This is a genomic window from Ciceribacter sp. L1K23, from assembly GCF_018122705.1.
GTDB lineage: Bacteria > Pseudomonadota > Alphaproteobacteria > Rhizobiales > Rhizobiaceae > Allorhizobium.
The window spans coordinates 3,661,125-3,674,924 of the sequence record NZ_JAGRRC010000001.1; the positions used below are offsets into that span (position 1 = coordinate 3,661,125).

The 13,800-nt window shown below is 58.7% G+C and carries 14 protein-coding genes; 4 read left to right on the forward strand and 10 right to left on the reverse strand.

Annotated elements, in window-relative coordinates:
* Positions 1–43: 43 nt before the first annotated feature.
* Entirely contained in the window at positions 44–988 is a 945-nt protein-coding gene (locus J5J10_RS17795; protein ID WP_211930883.1) for an AEC family transporter, read from the reverse strand.
* A 329-nt stretch (positions 989–1,317) separates the two neighbouring features.
* Here J5J10_RS17795 and J5J10_RS17800 point away from each other — a divergent pair, with 329 nt between their 5' ends.
* Complete coding sequence (locus J5J10_RS17800; protein WP_208548051.1) at positions 1,318–2,310, forward strand: adenosine kinase; 993 nt, start codon at positions 1,318–1,320, stop codon at positions 2,308–2,310.
* Here the strand turns inward: J5J10_RS17800 and J5J10_RS17805 are convergent.
* Positions 2,303–2,797, reverse strand: coding sequence for an SH3 domain-containing protein (locus J5J10_RS17805; RefSeq protein WP_246745889.1), 495 nt, complete (start codon positions 2,795–2,797; stop codon positions 2,303–2,305). The two genes, J5J10_RS17800 and J5J10_RS17805, sit on opposite strands and share 8 nt — an antisense overlap.
* A 234-nt stretch (positions 2,798–3,031) precedes the next feature.
* Between J5J10_RS17805 and J5J10_RS17810 the strand changes: the two genes are divergently transcribed.
* On the forward strand, positions 3,032–4,036 hold the full coding sequence (locus tag J5J10_RS17810; RefSeq protein WP_211930884.1) for a D-glycerate dehydrogenase: 1,005 nt from the start codon (positions 3,032–3,034) through the stop codon (positions 4,034–4,036).
* Here the strand turns inward: J5J10_RS17810 and J5J10_RS17815 are convergent.
* From J5J10_RS17815 to recF, 3 genes are read right to left on the reverse strand one after another with little or no spacing between them, the layout of a single operon-like run.
* The gene (locus J5J10_RS17815) at positions 4,033–4,518 is read right to left on the reverse strand and encodes a GNAT family N-acetyltransferase (protein ID WP_211930885.1); all 486 of its coding nucleotides are present in this window, start codon (positions 4,516–4,518) and stop codon (positions 4,033–4,035) included. The genes J5J10_RS17810 and J5J10_RS17815 overlap by 4 nt on opposite strands.
* A gap of 5 nt (positions 4,519–4,523) precedes the next feature.
* Positions 4,524–5,276, reverse strand: coding sequence for a molybdopterin-synthase adenylyltransferase MoeB (locus tag J5J10_RS17820; protein ID WP_211930886.1), 753 nt, complete (start codon positions 5,274–5,276; stop codon positions 4,524–4,526).
* Positions 5,277–5,316: 40 nt separating this feature from the next.
* Complete coding sequence (recF, locus tag J5J10_RS17825) at positions 5,317–6,444, reverse strand: DNA replication/repair protein RecF (protein ID WP_211930887.1); 1,128 nt, start codon at positions 6,442–6,444, stop codon at positions 5,317–5,319.
* A gap of 147 nt (positions 6,445–6,591) precedes the next feature.
* On the opposite strand from recF, the gene J5J10_RS17830 reads away from it, so the two are divergent.
* Positions 6,592–6,882, forward strand: coding sequence for a hypothetical protein (locus tag J5J10_RS17830; protein WP_208548057.1), 291 nt, complete (start codon positions 6,592–6,594; stop codon positions 6,880–6,882).
* A gap of 14 nt (positions 6,883–6,896) precedes the next feature.
* Positions 6,897–7,100 (forward strand): SlyX family protein, encoded by a 204-nt coding sequence (locus J5J10_RS17835; protein WP_211930888.1) that lies wholly within the window; start codon positions 6,897–6,899, stop codon positions 7,098–7,100.
* Positions 7,101–7,144: 44 nt separating this feature from the next.
* On the opposite strand, the gene dnaJ is transcribed toward J5J10_RS17835, so the two are convergent.
* From dnaJ to J5J10_RS17860, 5 genes are all read right to left on the reverse strand, one after another.
* Complete coding sequence (gene dnaJ / locus J5J10_RS17840; RefSeq protein WP_208548059.1) at positions 7,145–8,296, reverse strand: molecular chaperone DnaJ; 1,152 nt, start codon at positions 8,294–8,296, stop codon at positions 7,145–7,147.
* Between the two features lie 4 nt (positions 8,297–8,300).
* Positions 8,301–8,624: a hypothetical protein gene (locus J5J10_RS17845; protein WP_211930889.1), complete on the reverse strand. Its 324-nt coding sequence runs from the start codon at positions 8,622–8,624 to the stop codon at positions 8,301–8,303.
* Positions 8,625–8,767: 143 nt separating this feature from the next.
* A complete protein-coding gene (dnaK, locus tag J5J10_RS17850; RefSeq protein WP_208548061.1) occupies positions 8,768–10,675 on the reverse strand; it encodes a molecular chaperone DnaK in 1,908 nt (635 codons plus the stop codon).
* Between the two features lie 269 nt (positions 10,676–10,944).
* Complete coding sequence (locus J5J10_RS17855; RefSeq protein WP_211930890.1) at positions 10,945–13,155, reverse strand: transglycosylase domain-containing protein; 2,211 nt, start codon at positions 13,153–13,155, stop codon at positions 10,945–10,947.
* A gap of 132 nt (positions 13,156–13,287) precedes the next feature.
* Positions 13,288–13,773: a YbaK/EbsC family protein gene (locus tag J5J10_RS17860; RefSeq protein ID WP_211930891.1), complete on the reverse strand. Its 486-nt coding sequence runs from the start codon at positions 13,771–13,773 to the stop codon at positions 13,288–13,290.
* Positions 13,774–13,800 lie beyond the last annotated feature (27 nt).

Here is a 13,800-nt window from a genome sequence, read left to right on the forward strand (position 1 = left end):
GTCGAGTGACCAAAAAATGCCCGGCAATGCCGGGCATTTTTGTTTAGAGAACGAGCCACGCCCAGAACGTCACAGAGACGACGCCGACAGCAGTCGTTAATGTGATTGTGGAGGCGGCCAAGCCATGGCCAACGCCAAATCTGTTGGCGATGAGCCAGGCGTTGATGCCGGTGGGAACCGACGAGGTCAGCACCATGGCAGCGGTCCAGGACGGACTGAGACCCAGCAGCAGGCTTGCCGCCCAGACCACCGCGGGCATGAGGATCAGCTTGAGCAACGATGTTGCGCTTGCGATCCCGAGGTTGCCACGTACGCCGTATTTGTGAAGCGCCATGCCCAGTGAAATGAGAGCTGCGGGCGCTGCTATGGCAGCGATCTGATGGACAATGCTCGTTCCAACCTTACCGAGGGGCAACCCCGTGACATGGACCAGAATTCCGGCTCCCAGACCGGCAATCAAAGGATTCTTTAGCAGATTGGTGGCGATCTGCTTCATGATGAGGCCAATGCCGCGACCTGATCCGCCGCTCACGCCCCGTTCTGCATTTTCCATCAGTATGGTGCCGACGACCATCATCAGCGGTAGGTGAACGGCCAGCAGGATCGATAGAGGGACGATGCCTTCCTCACCGACGATACGTCCGACAAGGGGGAGCCCGATGAAGACGTTGTTCGCGAACGCGGATGACACACCTGCAAGCACACCCACGCGAGCGTCCCGTCCGAAAAGCCGTGTCGCGATCACGTGACCCAGTGTCCAGGTAACCGCCACGCCGGAAAAGTAGGCGATCCATAGGCGGAAGGGGGATGCTCCATGAAAATCCGCTTCCGAGATCGTTTGAAACAGCAGCACCGGAACAGCTACCTTGAAGACGAACTCTCCAAGCGCCTCGCCTACCCCCGCGCCGAGGAGTCCGGTGCGGACCAAAATCCACCCCAGCAATATCAGTATGAAGATAGGAGCTACGTTCGTGGCGATGGCGGTCATGGGAGGCTTTCGCAGCGGAGGCAGGAAGTCTGCCTTAGCAGCCTCATGTCGGGATACGCAATCTCGCACGCGTCAAAAGAAAAAAGCGGAGCCTAGCCCCGCTTCTCTCATCCGGTTTTGCACCGGACAAAGTTCCGCCAGTTCATCCGTGGTCGGAACGTATTGTGGTGCACATCATGCGCACCATAGAGTTCGTTAAACACGCCGAACTCACTTGCCGCGTTGATAGCGGGAGAATGTAACAGCGGAATGACTTCCGTCTTTTCACCTTCCCAACGATGAAAAAACCGCTATGAGGGACCGATGAACTTTCTTCAGAGAGCTTGCAAATGACTGGCTTCGACGTCCTTACGGTCGGCAATGCGATTGTTGACATTATCTCCCGATGTGATGACCAGTTTCTGACTGAAAATGGGATTTTGAAGGGGGCTATGAATCTGATTGACGCCGATCGAGCCGAAAGCCTCTACGACAAGATGGGGCCGGCAGTGGAAGCGTCGGGCGGGAGCGCTGGAAATACCGCCGCGGGGATCGCTTCCCTAGGCGGACGGGCTGCCTATTTCGGTAAAGTCGCCGATGATCAACTCGGAAAGATTTTCACTCATGATATCCGCGCCCAAGGCGTTCATTATGAAACCAAGGCCAAGGGTACGACGCCGCCGACGGCACGAAGCATGATCTTCGTCACGGAAGATGGCGAGCGTTCCATGAACACCCATCTGGGCGCATGTGTGGAGTTCGGGCCGGAGGATGTCGAGCCGGCTGTCGTGGCCGCCTCCAAGGTGACCTATTTTGAAGGTTACCTCTGGGATCCGCCGCGTGCCAAGCAGGCAATTCTCGATTGCGCCCGCATCGCGCACGAGAGCGGGCGCGAGATGTCGATGACATTGTCAGACAGTTTTTGCGTGGCACGCTACCGAGAAGAATTCCTTGATCTGATGCGGTCTGGCACCGTCGACATCGTATTCTCGAACCGGCAGGAGGCACTTGCTCTTTACGAGACAGACGACTTTTCCGTCGCTCTCGATAGGATGTCTCGCGACTGCAAACTCGCCGCGGTTACGATGAGCGAGGAGGGGGCCGTCATCGTTAAAGGTGACGAGCGGATTCGCGTGGACGCAATCCAGATCCGGGAACTGGTCGATACCACCGGCGCCGGGGACCTCTTTGCTGCCGGCTTCCTCTTTGGCTACACCCAGGGCCGATCACTGGAAGACTGTGGAAGGCTGGGGTGCCTCGCGGCCGGTATCGTCATTCAGCAGATCGGTCCGCGCCCACTTGGCTCGCTGGCTGAAGCCGCCCGGGAGGCCGGACTTATTTAAACGCTTCCCCCGGATAGGCGCCCCAGATCTCTCCTTGGGAGACCCATCCTTGAACGCCCCCTGCTTCCGCGCGACACCAGTTTCCGGTGCATTCGTCGAGTTTGAGGACGACTCCAGGCTGGAGCTTTGCCACAATGGCCGCGGAGTCGAGCGTATCGCGCCGCATGTTGACGAACACCTCTCCGGAGTTGCCGCGCATCCACGGCGCTGCCACCGCCGTGCGTTCGCCGGTCAGCAATGACTGGTTGACCCAACCCTCCGTGCCATCGGCGTCACGAATCCGCCTCCAGTTCTCGTATTCCTGGATAATCTCCACCGGAAGTCCCGATTTGAGGTAACGCCAGGAGACCGCATAGTCGGTGCCGGGTCCTATCCGAAGGTTTACACTCTTTGCCTTCAGGCTGACAAACCGAGGCAGGGGAAGCCCGCTTGGCCCCTTCGCCGTGGACTGAGCGAGTGACGTCTGCGCCCCAGTCATCAGGAGCATAGCTATCACGCTGGAGACAAGACCGATTCGGTGCAGAGCATTGGGCATTTCGGTTCCGCTGACTGATAGAGCTTTCGGCCTGCCCACCACCCGCAGCGCTCGCTAGAGACAGTTTTGCGGCCCACCTCTACGAGTTTTGTTTGTCTTCGGACGCGGGTTTGATAGAAATTGGCCTAGCATAAAGTTATCGCCCGTTTTGGTTAACGGGTTCTGAACAGGGCATCGGCGTTCTGCATGACAAGCAAGAAAAGACCCAGGGTTTACATCACCCGGAAACTGCCTGATGCAGTTGAGACCCGGATGCGCGAGTTGTTCGATGCCGAACTGAATATCGACGACGTCCCCCGCACCCAGCCTCAACTGGTGCAAGCGGTAAAGACAGCCGACGTACTCGTGCCGACGGTGACAGATCGTATCGATGCAGCGCTTATCGAGCAGGCCGGGCCGCAGCTGAAGCTGATCGCGAGCTTCTCGAACGGCTTTGATCACATCGATGTGGACGCGGCCGCACGGCGCGGAATCACCGTTACCAACACTCCCAACGTCCTGACGGAAGACACCGCCGATATGACAATGGCCCTGATTCTGGCGGTTCCTCGCCGTCTTGCCGAAGGCTCGCGGGTGCTGACCGAAAAGCCGGGCGCCTGGGCCGGCTGGTCTCCAACCTGGATGCTGGGACGCCGGATATGGGGCAAACGCATCGGCATCATTGGAATGGGGCGTATTGGCACTGCCGTTGCGCGTCGCGCCAAGGCGTTCGGGCTCTCCATCCACTATCACAACCGCAAGCGCATCAATCCGGCGACTGAGGAAGAGCTTGAAGCGACGTACTGGGACAGTCTCGATCAGATGTTGGCGCGGGTCGACATCGTTTCGGTGAATTGTCCATCGACCCCGGCCACCTACCACCTTATGTCAGCTCGCCGCCTCTCCCTGATGCAGCCTACGAGTTATATCGTGAACACGGCCCGTGGCGGCATCATCGACGAGACGGCTCTCATCAACTGCCTTCGCGAGGGAAGGATCGCCGGAGCCGGTCTCGATGTCTTCGAGAACGAACCAGCGGTCAATCCGAAGCTCGTAAAGCTGGCGGAGCAGGGAAAAGTTGTACTCTTGCCGCATATGGGGTCGGCCACGATCGAGGGCCGGATCGATATGGGCGACAAGGTGATCATAAACATACGCACCTTTTTCGACGGCCATCGCCCCCCGAACCGGGTATTGCCAGGCAGGACCTAGCCCCCGGACACGCGCTTGCGCATTTCGATGAATGTCGTGCGGTCAAAGCCTCTATGCCGGCCTTCGCTGAAGAGTTCGAATCCCATCGATCTAAAACGCCTGTGGTTGTCTGTAAGCTCGATTCTCGTTTCGAGTCGAAGCTGGCGATAGCCGATGGATCGCGCCAGATCGTCAGCCCGTCCCATCAACCGTGTGCCGATACCGCGGTTTTGGTGCGACGGCGCGACGGCGAGCTTGCCTATATAAAGACAGCTCGGGGGTTCCGGCCGACAAAAAATGCAGCCGGTCAGCTCGTCGTCTTCTCTTGCTACAAAGCCGATCTCCTGTCTGGCCTTTTCCCGAAGCGACTGAGGCGTCATCGAAAGAGCCGAGGACGGCGGATCGATGATCCCATTCATGTAGGAAAACGAACTTAGGATAAGCTCGAATAGCTCCTCCCAGCGGTCAAAAGAGAGGCCGATCGCAACGATATCGTCGTCCATGAAGCTTAGCGTCTCCGTCGATACCTGATGGTATCAAATCGCGCGGAAAGGGAGTCATAGAGCAGAAGTCGGCCGATCAGCGGTTCGCCGGTCGCGGTAATAAGCTTGAGTGTTTCCATCGCCATGAGCGTCCCTATGACACCGGTCAGTGCACCGATGACGCCGGTCTCCGCGCAGGGCGGCACCAGCCCCACCGGTGGTGGCTCCGGGAAGATGTCACGGTAACCGGGGAGGAGGTCGCCGCTACCGTCGTGTTCATATGGCTTGAGCACGGTGAGCGACCCGTCAAACCGGCCGACAGCTCCTGTGACCAGCGGCTTTCTCGCTGTTTCCGCAAGGTCAGCCGCCAAAAAGCGCGTTTCAAAGTTGTCCGAACCGTCAACGACAATGTGGAAGCGTGCGAGATGCAGCTCTGCCCATTCTTTCGTGAAACGTTCGTGGAAACGCTCTGTGCGAACATGCGGATTGATTCGGCCTATTGTCCTGGCGGCGCTCTCTGACTTTTCGTGGCCGATGGTGCCGGTGTCATGAATGACCTGTCGCTGCAGATTGGATAGCGACACCGCGTCATCGTCGATGATGCCGATCGTGCCAACGCCGGCGGCCGCCAGATAGAGAAGTATGGGGGCTCCCAAACCACCTGCGCCGATCACCAGCACTCGCGCAGCTTTCAGTCGCTGCTGGCCTTCGCCACCGATTTCGGGCAGCAGGATATGGCGCTGGTATCGGGCAATCTCGTCGGGTGTCAGAGGGTTCATCTGCACAGTCGTCCTGAGAGGGATACGGGTGAGCTGATCTTCATAAAGATGTTATCTTTCCGTGATCGACGTTCAAGAACTGTGCTCGGTCCCCCAACGCTGAAAACATCGATGCATCGGTGCCGGTCATAAAGGCTTGCCCGCCAATCGCGTCGATCCGATCGAAAAGCGCAGCGCGGCGATTTTCGTCGAGATGCGCGGCGATCTCGTCCAGCAGCAACAGCGGCGCATGGCCGGTCAGGTTGGAGACGAGGCGCGCATGCGCGAGAACGAGCCCGACCAGAAGTGCCTTTTGCTCGCCCGTCGAGCATCGCTCGGCCTCCATGTCCTTCTCGGCATGCCGAACCAGCAGATCGACACGGTGAGGTCCCTCCAGAGTACGCCCGGCAGCCGCGTCGCGATACCGCCCCTCAAGCAGCATCTCCGCGTAGAGATCCTCAAGGTCGACCGCCGGCCGGCCGGATTGCCCGTCCATGAATCCATTCAGTTCCAGACGTGCTGAGGGAAAAGCCTCTCCTCCCGGCTCCGACTCGATCAATGTCACCAGCAGGCCGAGAACCTCTTGGCGCGCGAGTGCCATGGCAATCCCGAGCCCTGCCATCTGCCTCTCGATTCCGGTCATCCACGCGGGATCGAATCGGCCTTCGCTGAGAAGACGATTGCGTCCCCGCATAGAACGTTCGAAGTCGCTGGCGCGCCTGCCGTGGGCCGGATCGATGGATAGGACAAGCCGGTCGAGAAAGCGTCGCCGATCGGCCGAAGAGCCCGTGAAAAGACCATCCATGGCGGGTGTCAGCCAGAGAAGCCGGGCGTGGTCTGTCAGTTCGTCCACGGAGCGCGCGGCAGTGCCGTTGATGATCACTCGTCGGGTTTGGCCTTCCTCTCCCGCCTCTGTGCCAATGCCGATCTCGACATCACCTTCCATTCCGTCCAATGCCGCAAAGATGCTAAACACCCCAGCGCCAGCCACATTGGCAACATCGGCTAGAACGGCGGTCCGCAGTCCTCTGCCCGGCGACAGGTAGGAAACGGCCTCCATAAGATTGGTCTTTCCGGCACCGTTCGCGCCCGTGAGCACGACGTGTCGATCGTCCAGCGACAAAGAGACATGTTTGTAATTGCGGAAATCCGTCAGCTTCAGCCGTTGGATCGAAACCTTGTGTGTCATGATGAATCGCTGTTGCCTCTTGAAGCACGTAGGCCGTCTGCTTGCCTAAGGCAAGACATTGGGTCGCAGGACTACGTTGCCCGGCATCCATCGACGTAGCGGGTAATTCCTGTCAGACTAGGGATCGACAACCTCGGTTGAGCTGCCATGACACGCGACCCTAATGTAGAGCTAACGCCCGAAGAAGCGCGCCGTGACCACTGGGAGATGCTGCGCTTTCTTGCGACCAACGCCGGATTCGGATTTTTCCTTGGTCTGGGCGTGTCAGCAATGCTCTTCTTCTTTGACATTGGTGGTTTGGGGACCCATCTCGGCAGAGCGCGCGAGCCGATTCTGCCTGCGGTTCTGATTTCCATACCGCTTGCCCTCACCTTCGGCGCCGCCGTCACGGCATCGGCCATAATGCTGATGCCTTACAAAAAGAAGAAACAGCGGTAGCGGAGAACAGTTACATGGACAATGATCGGCTGATGCGGCTTGAGGAGACAGTAGCCTACCAAGCCAAGATCATAGAAGAGCTTTCGGATCAGTTAGCCGAGCAGTGGAAGGTCGTCGAACAGACGCGAAGCAAGTTAGATCGCCTGACGGAGCGTTTTCTGACGCTTGAGGAAAACAGTTTGGATGCGCCCGCGATCACCAGGCCTCCACACTATTGAGTACAAACGAAGCCGGCGGGATTTGCGCCGGCTTCGGAGGCAGCTCATTCGCTGAGCGTGTCGAAGAAGTCCTTCATCCGCGAGAAGAAGCCCGTCGATTCGGGGTTGTTTTCTTTGGACGAAATCTGCTCGAATTCTTGAAGCAGTTCCCTCTGCCGCTTGGTCAGCTTCTGAGGCGTTTCGATACGGATCTGTACATAGAGATCACCGGTTTGCGCGGACCGCAACACTGGCATACCCTTGCCTTTCAACCGGAACTGGCGACCGGTCTGAGTGCCTTCCGGCACCGTCACACGCGACTTCGTTCCATCGAGCGTAGCCACATCAAAGGTGCCACCAAGTGCCGCCGTGGTCATCGAGATCGGCACCGAGCAATAAAGATCCGCGCCGTCGCGCTGGAAGAACTCATGCGGCTTGACGGACAGGAAGATATAGAGATCACCCGCCGGGCCACCTCGCAGTCCCGCTTCCCCTTCACCTTGAAGACGAATTCTGGTCCCGTCGTCGATACCCGCAGGGATATTCACCGACAGCGACCGTTCCTCCGTCACCCGGCCCTGGCCATGACATTTTGTGCAGGGGTCAGAGATTGTCTGGCCTCGTCCGTGACAGGTCGGACATGTCCGCTCGATTGAGAAGAAACCCTGAGCGGCCCGAACACGTCCGGACCCTTGGCACGTCGCGCAGGTCGTAGGCTTGGTGCCCGGTTTCGCACCGGACCCTGTGCAAACGTCGCAAGTGATCGACGTAGGCACACGGATTTGCGCCGTCTTGCCGCTGAACGATTCCTCGAGCGAGATTTCCATATTGTATCGAAGGTCGGCGCCACGTTCCCGACCGCCCGTGGAGCGCTGACGGCCACCGCGGGCGCCGCCCATCATCTCGCCGAAAATGTCTTCGAAGATGTCAGAAAAGCCTCCGCCGCCGAAACCGCCACCCTGGAAACCACCTCCGCCACCCATGCCACCCTGCTCGAACGCAGCGTGGCCGAACCGGTCATAGGCCGCCCGCTTCTGGGGGTCCTTCAGTGTCTCGTAAGCCTCGTTGATTTCCTTGAACTTCTTCTCGGCATTAGCGTCGTCTGGATTCTTGTCAGGATGATATTTCATCGCCAATTTGCGGAAGGCGCTTTTCAGCTCCTTCTCGTCGGCGGTCCGGGCGACCCCCAGGGTCTCGTAGAAATCTGCTTTTGCCATGGTCCTACAAAGCTCTCAAAGCTTTCTCCAAGCCACTATGGCTGCCATTCTTCTGGCGATTTAACGTTTCGCACCCCTGCATGTCCTTGGCGAAATCCGCAGCTGCGGCCCGTGCATCGTCGACAAGGAGTTTTCGTGCTTCGCCGCTATGCGCGAGAGCTTCAACGACGGACGCAGCAACGAAACCCAAGGAATGAGCGGCCATGTCGCAACTGCTGACGGCTTCCCCCCGATCTCGCTTGTTCAAGGCCGCTTCAATAAGTTTGCCAAGTGACGCGACGGATTTTCGCAGTGTCTTGCCATCTTTTGCCGTCACGGCAGCCGACACGCGGCCTTCCTCCGCGGCGACAACGCGAAAAGTTTCGCGATCACTTGCCAAGGCGGAGGAAAAGCTTGAAGTCGTAAGGAAGAGGGCTGGCCCAAGGACCAGCCACAGAGAGTTTGAACGCGACCGAACAGGGCGGCTTTTCATCAAGCCGACTTCTTCGTGTCTTCGTCCTTCACTTCCTCATAGTCCGCATCAACGACGTTATCATCGCCTGCCGGGGACTCCGAACCACCCTCAGCTTGCTGGGCTTCATAGATGGCCTGGCCAAGCTTCATCGATACTTCCATCAGCGACTGCGTCTTCGCCTGGATGTCGTCAGCATCTGGTTCGGCGACTTCAACCGCCGCACGCAGCGCAGCCACCGCATCTTCGATCGCCTTGCGGTCAGCTTCCGAAACCTTGTCACCGTAGTCCTTCAGTGACTTTTCGGTGGAGTGAATCAGGCTTTCCGCATGGTTCTTGGCTTCCACGGCAGCGCGACGCTTCTTGTCTTCGTCGGCATGCGCTTCGGCATCCTTCACCATCTTCTCGATATCGGCGTCGGAAAGACCACCAGAAGCCTGGATTCGGATCTGCTGTTCCTTACCCGTGCCCTTGTCTTTAGCCGAAACCTGAACGATGCCGTTCGCGTCGATATCGAAAGTGACTTCGATCTGCGGAACGCCACGGGGTGCCGGCGGCAGGCCGACCAGGTCGAACTGGCCGAGCAGCTTGTTGTCCGCGGCCATTTCGCGCTCGCCCTGCGAGACCCGGATCGTCACGGCCTGCTGATTGTCGTCGGCGGTCGAGAACACTTGGCTCTTCTTCGTCGGGATCGTCGTGTTGCGATCGATCAGACGGGTGAAGACGCCACCCAGTGTTTCGATACCAAGCGACAGCGGCGTGACATCGAGCAGCAGCACATCCTTGACGTCGCCCTGCAGAACACCGGCCTGGATGGCCGCACCGAGTGCCACGACTTCATCCGGGTTCACGCCCTTGTGCGGCTCCTTGCCGAACAACTGCTTGACGACTTCCTGTACCTTCGGCATGCGGCTCATGCCACCGACGAGAACAACTTCGTCGATTTCGCTCGGAGAGACGCCCGCGTCTTTGAGGGCGGCCTTGCACGGTGCGACAGTCCGCTGGATCAGGTCATCCACCAGGCTTTCAAACTTGGCGCGCGTGAGCTTCAGCGTGAGGTGCTTCGGACCGGACGCATCAGCCGTGATGAACGGGAGGTTGATTTCAGTCTGCTGAGACGAAGACAGTTCGATCTTCGCCTTTTCAGCAGCTTCCTTGAGCCGCTGAAGCGCGAGTTTGTCTGTCTTCAGGTCGATACCATTGTCCTTCTTGAATTCGGCTGCGAGATACTCGACGAGACGCATGTCGAAATCTTCACCACCAAGGAAGGTATCGCCATTGGTCGACTTCACTTCGAAGACGCCATCACCGATTTCCAGGACCGAGATATCGAACGTACCACCACCAAGGTCGTAAACTGCGATGGTCTTGCCATCCTTCTTGTCCAGACCGTAGGCAAGAGCGGCGGCAGTCGGCTCGTTGATGATGCGCAGCACTTCAAGACCCGCGATGCGACCTGCGTCCTTGGTAGCCTGGCGCTGTGCGTCGTTGAAGTAGGCAGGAACCGTGATAACAGCCTTCTCGACCTTCTCGCCAAGATAGGCTTCCGCCGTTTCCTTCATCTTCTGCAGTACCATCGCCGAAATCTGCGACGGAGAATACTTCTTGCCCTGTGCCTCGACCCAGGCATCGCCGTTGTCGCCCTTGACGATATGGAAGGGGACGAGACCCTTGTCCTTCTCAACCGTCGGATCTTCATGGCGGCGGCCGATCAGGCGCTTCACTGCGAAGAGAGTATTGGTCGGGTTGGTGACTGCCTGACGCTTGGCCGGCTGGCCGACGAGACGTTCGCCGTCGTCACTGAAGGCAACCATGGACGGTGTGGTCCGCGCGCCTTCCGAGTTCTCGATCACTTTCGCGTCCTTGCCATCCATGACGGCGACGCAGGAATTGGTCGTTCCGAGGTCGATACCGATTACTTTAGCCATGTCATTCTCTCCTTGAAGCAGACCGTCGGAACCCGGATCAGGCATTCCATTGACGGCCCCTTGACGTGGATTGTCTTAAGGTCTCGCAGCGAAGGCTGCTCGTATGCGGCGTATATAAGAAGCGCGTTTTCCGACTGCAAGGCTCCTTGTGGACCTCGCGTCGGGAAAAGACGGCCACTCAAACTTTGACAGCGTTCGGTAGTCCGGATGTCACACGCCGCAACAAACCATGCCTTTCCGATCTTGCTCCGACCTGTAGAAGCGGGGTGTTACTGACCCATGATTACGTCGAGCAGGGTCGTCCTTCGTGTTGCCGGCGCCTGCTGACCGACATCCGCGGGCGGTGTGGGCCCGACCGTCGCCGTAGGCCCAAAGTCAGCCTCGGGTGTTGCCGGTGCCGCCGCCGGAGTGGGTGGAGGCGGATAGGCCGTTGATGATTGACCACCTCCGAGAAGCATGTCGTGGATCATCGACGTGAGAGATGGTTCTGTCGTTTCCGGTGCCACCGTCCCGCCGAGCGGCGCTGGACGAAGACCCGCGTGCGCGGCGGTCATGAAATCCTTCCATGCCTTTGCCGGTAGCCCCCCTCCTGTCACTTTCTTCATGGACGAACCGTCATCATTGCCGAACCAGACGCCGGTTGTCAGATTTGCCGTGTAGCCGACAAAGAGCGCGTCGCGGAATGACTGCGTCGTGCCCGTCTTGCCAGCGACCTGCCAACCATCAAGGCGCGCGGACTTACCGGTTCCCTCGGTCACCACGCGGGTCAGCATCGAATTCATCGCACCGACGACCGGTTCACTCAGGACTCGGGGCGGATTCTGGTAGTCGGTCTCATAAAGCACTGTTCCTGATGCATTGGAAATTCGGCGGATGATGTGCGGTGTTGCCTTGTAGCCTCCGTTCATGAACGGTGCGTAGGCTGAGGTGAGCTCGACGAGCGAGACTTCCGACGTCCCGAGCGCGATAGAAGCATTGGCCTGCAATTCGGACTCGATTCCGAGACGGTGGGCGAGCTTGACCACCTGCTGAGGTCCGACTTCCATGACAAGTTGGGCTGCGATCGTATTGAGCGAATTCGCCAGGGCATTGCCGAGACTGACTTCGCCGCGGTACTTCTGGTCGTAATTTTCCGGCGTCCAGTTCCCGATCCGGATTGGCGCGTCATTGCGGACGGACGAAGGGCGCATCCCTATTTCCATTGCCGCCGCGTAGACGAAAGGTTTGAAGGCCGAGCCCGGTTGCCGCCGTGCCTTGTAGGCACGATTGAACTGGCTGGTCGCGTAATCTCTGCCGCCAACGAGGGCGCGGATTGCTCCGGTGCCGTCTATCGACACCAAGGCCGCCTGAGAGGCATTCAGCTTCTGTCCTTCGGCCCCGAGCGCCTCGGTGATCGTCGCTTCGGCCTTTTTCTCAAGCGAGGTATCTATGGTGGTCTCCACCAGCAGATCTTCCTCGACATTGCCGAGAAGCAGCTTCACGTCGTCCATGACCATATCGGCCACGTATTGGCCGGCGCCGCTCCAGTAGCTTTTCGCCTTGGTCGGAGATTGCGACATTGCCGTCTTCACCTCGTCGTCGGTGATGTAGCCCTCCTCACGCATCGCGCCGAGAACGACCTGGGCGCGCGCTTCTGCCGCATCTGGGTCGCGGGCAGGCGAAAGTCGCGACGGCGCTTTGAGAAGTCCGGCAAGAAGTGCTGCCTCTCCCAGATTGACGTCGCGCGCGGACTTGTTGAAGTAGCGGCGCGATGCGGCTTCGACACCATAAGCGTTCGAACCGAAGTAGACACGGTTGAGGTACATCGCCAGAATTTGGTCTTTCGTGTACTTCTGCTCCAACCAGAAAGCCAGCAGCACCTCCTGGACTTTTCTCTCAATTGTCCTGTCGGGGGAAAGAAACATGTTCTTTGCCAGCTGCTGGGTGATCGTGGATCCTCCCTGAATCGGCTGTCCGGTCAGGTTGTTGACGACGGCGCGAGCTAGGCCGAACGGATCGACCCCGAAGTGGGAGTAGAACCGGCGATCCTCGATGGCCATCACCGCCTGAGGAATGAACGGCGACATATCCTCCAGGGGCAGTGCTTCGCCGCCTGTGGCGCCGCGATTGGCAATCACCGTCCCGTCTACCGCAACGATCTTGAGGTTGGGCGGCCTCTCGGGAATGCTCCACGTGCTCGCGCTTGGCATGCGCGCACCATAATAGAGAACGATGCCGGCCACACCGATGCCGCCCCAAATTCCAAGGACGATGCACCAGTATATGAGGTTGCGGAGAAGCGAGCCCAAACCGCTCCGTTCCCGTGTCTCCCGCCGTTTCGACCTCGTGCCGGAACTTTTCTTTCTCGTTCTTTCGCGACCCGACTTCTTTCCGGCGGAGGAACCTCTGTCCCGCGGATCAAGCCGCAGCTCATCCTCGTCGTTATCCATAAGGTCGAGGGTCGGCTCTATACGTTGTTTCGGGTTTCGTCTGCCTGCCATAGCGAACCGGTGACGTTCCTCTGATAACATGTCGGGAAAAGGCGCCTTGGATCAATCACGGCAACCTAGGCGAAGCCTGAACTTATTGATTGAATTTAAATGCGGCTATTTAAGGGGAGGTTAACCCTCGGTTTACGCAGCATTTTCACTGCCGTCCGGCGCTTGGCAGAGGTCTATCCAGGTCGCCCGTGTCAAGGTCGCCATAAGATCGGGAGCGACTTTCACCGCCGCGTTGGTGGCTCCCGCTGCCGGTACGACTTCGGTGAACGACTTAAGAGAGATATCGCAGTAAACAGGTAGATCGCTTGCAAGCCCGAAGGGACAAACGCCGCCGACCGGGTGGCCTGTCAGCGCAAGGACCTCGTCCGCGCCCAGCATTCGCGGCTTTGCGCCGAATTTCTCCTTGAACTTCTTGTTGTCAAGTCTCCTCGTACCCGCTGTCACGACCAGCATGACCGTGTCGCCGACCTTCACGCAGATGGTCTTCGCGATCTGGTCCGGTTCTACTCCATGCGCCTCGGCCGCAAGAGGAACCGTTGCAGAACTTGCCTCTGTGACAATCACCGCTATTTCCGGTGCGTGTACGGCAAAGAACGAACGAACTGATTCGAGACTCATTGACCTCTCCTTTGGCGTCGTCCTAAG

What these genes read in the sequence shown, in the direction of transcription:
- J5J10_RS17810 (WP_211930884.1), top strand. Translation starts at nt 3,032, where the DNA reads ATGACAAGCAAGAAAAGACCCAGGGTTTACATCACCCGGAAACTGCCT.
- dnaK (WP_208548061.1), bottom strand. Translation starts at nt 10,675, where the DNA reads ATGGCTAAAGTAATCGGTATCGACCTCGGAACGACCAATTCCTGCGTC.
- recF (WP_211930887.1), bottom strand. Translation starts at nt 6,444, where the DNA reads ATGACACACAAGGTTTCGATCCAACGGCTGAAGCTGACGGATTTCCGC.
- J5J10_RS17795 (WP_211930883.1), bottom strand. Translation starts at nt 988, where the DNA reads ATGACCGCCATCGCCACGAACGTAGCTCCTATCTTCATACTGATATTG.
- J5J10_RS17855 (WP_211930890.1), bottom strand. Translation starts at nt 13,155, where the DNA reads ATGGCAGGCAGACGAAACCCGAAACAACGTATAGAGCCGACCCTCGAC.
- dnaJ (WP_208548059.1), bottom strand. Translation starts at nt 8,296, where the DNA reads ATGGCAAAAGCAGATTTCTACGAGACCCTGGGGGTCGCCCGGACCGCC.
- J5J10_RS17815 (WP_211930885.1), bottom strand. Translation starts at nt 4,518, where the DNA reads ATGGACGACGATATCGTTGCGATCGGCCTCTCTTTTGACCGCTGGGAG.
- J5J10_RS17820 (WP_211930886.1), bottom strand. Translation starts at nt 5,276, where the DNA reads ATGAACCCTCTGACACCCGACGAGATTGCCCGATACCAGCGCCATATC.
- J5J10_RS17805 (WP_246745889.1), bottom strand. Translation starts at nt 2,797, where the DNA reads ATGCTCCTGATGACTGGGGCGCAGACGTCACTCGCTCAGTCCACGGCG.
- J5J10_RS17800 (WP_208548051.1), top strand. Translation starts at nt 1,318, where the DNA reads ATGACTGGCTTCGACGTCCTTACGGTCGGCAATGCGATTGTTGACATT.
- J5J10_RS17860 (WP_211930891.1), bottom strand. Translation starts at nt 13,773, where the DNA reads ATGAGTCTCGAATCAGTTCGTTCGTTCTTTGCCGTACACGCACCGGAA.
- J5J10_RS17830 (WP_208548057.1), top strand. Translation starts at nt 6,592, where the DNA reads ATGACACGCGACCCTAATGTAGAGCTAACGCCCGAAGAAGCGCGCCGT.
- J5J10_RS17835 (WP_211930888.1), top strand. Translation starts at nt 6,897, where the DNA reads ATGGACAATGATCGGCTGATGCGGCTTGAGGAGACAGTAGCCTACCAA.